The sequence below is a fragment of the Citrobacter sp. S55_ASV_140 genome, assembly GCF_018919505.1.
Lineage (GTDB): Bacteria > Pseudomonadota > Gammaproteobacteria > Enterobacterales > Enterobacteriaceae > Citrobacter > Citrobacter werkmanii.
Genome location: NZ_JAHLQZ010000370.1, coordinates 1 through 1,621 on the forward strand (window position 1 = coordinate 1; position 1,621 = coordinate 1,621).

General features: G+C 40.7%; 2 protein-coding genes. Both read right to left on the reverse strand.

Going from position 1 to position 1,621, the window contains the following annotated elements; all coding sequences use genetic code 11:
* Window positions 1–896: GGDEF domain-containing protein (locus KQJ18_RS23855; protein WP_216422933.1), on the reverse strand; the 896-nt coding region annotated here is incomplete at its 3' end.
* Between the two features lie 17 nt (window positions 897–913).
* Window positions 914–1,408: a molybdopterin-dependent oxidoreductase gene (locus KQJ18_RS23860; protein ID WP_038640347.1), complete on the reverse strand. Its 495-nt coding sequence runs from the start codon at window positions 1,406–1,408 to the stop codon at window positions 914–916.
* Window positions 1,409–1,621: the final 213 nt, after the last annotated feature.

Below are 1,621 nucleotides of genomic sequence, written 5' to 3' on the forward strand. Positions count from 1 at the left end.
GTATCTGAAGTGTGGCTCATTGAAATCAGACGGTCCGATATCTGGCGTAATAAAATATCACCGGCATCATGACCATAGGTATCATTTACCTCTTTGAATCGGTCTAAATCAAACAGCATCACAGTCACGGAATCGTTGTTTTTTTCTGCCATCTCGATTGTTTGATTTAAATTCCCCCAGAAGAATTGGCGGTTATTCATATCAGTAAGCGAGTCATGGTAGACGTCATATTCCAGTTTTGCATTCTGGATTTGCAACTTTTCTTTAGAATTCTGAAGTTCTTCAGCGAGACTCTTTACCTGAAGATGCGCTCGCAGAATATTTCTGTTCTGAAAGAATATCAGTACACCCAGTATCGCACTCAGTATGATCAGCAGAACAGAGGTTGCCGAGTAAATATAGTACAGCGTTTGAATTTTAAGGTTGGCGTTATTGATCGAGTTAACATCCTTATTTAACGCGCCGGATGAAAGACGGCCAAGTTGCGAATCCAGCGCATGCATTTTTTTCAGGTATGCCTGGAGTTCTGAACGGTTCATTTTCTCGAGGTTAACGTCCAGATAGTTAAGCGTATTTTCAAGTTTTAACGCCAGTTCACTGTGCGCCTGATTGCTCGCTATATAGTGCCCTAAATCACCTTCTTTTATCAAATCACTCTGGCTAAGCATAATGTCGAGGCGCAGGCGTACCTCATCGAGGCCCATCGTTTCATCGATAGTGTAAAGACCAAGCAATGATTCGAATCGGTAATATTGCGATACCATTTGCGCAGCGGACCATGAATCGGTGTAATGCGTTAATTTCTGTAACTCTTGCTGCCTTTCATGCACCAGGAAGGAAATATACCCAGTAGATATAAAAAGAAAAAATATGATGCCAGCCAGTATTCTGTTCATGATGTTCCTCTGAACGCTTACTCAATATCCATTCTACTGACCTGCCATGCTGACCTTGAGTAATAAATCTGATTATTCAGTTCAGATATGCTGTCATAGGGATACACAATGAATAACGGACCTTTATCACGGATTTGCATATATTTTCCGTTGATTTTTAAAGCAAGAATGACATTGTACTTCTTGAAATCATTGAGAGGGATAACGGTGGTGTAGTCATTGAGCGCAGTAACTTTTACAACCGTGCCTTTCGCCCCAACAAAATCCATGAGCTTTTGTAGTGGAATACCCGTAAAAGTCGTGCGTCCATTATACCAGGGAGAAGTGGTCTGAAAACTTACCATGCCCAGTTTCTCGAGGCTAGCGGTATCAAAAGTGGCTTTCCCGTCTTCATTTGTATTTTCTATATTACCGGACACGGTTAAAAGGACTTTGCCCGTAGGTTTGGAAAGTTCACCCGCCCAGAGCTGTGTGGAGACGACCAAGCTTAACAACATGACAAATAACCGCATTCTGACCTCACCTGACTTCCGGATGTAAAAAGATTATAATTTAGATATTATGCTATTTATATATACTGTATGGACATTATTTTACAGTACGCCTGTTTCTTTTTTAACTTAATGAAATCAGTGGGTTAGTGTGGGGCTATTTTATGCATTGATTAAGTAAGGCCGATGCTGTCATTTAAAGTACCGCTAAAATTTACCCCGTCTGTATAAAAA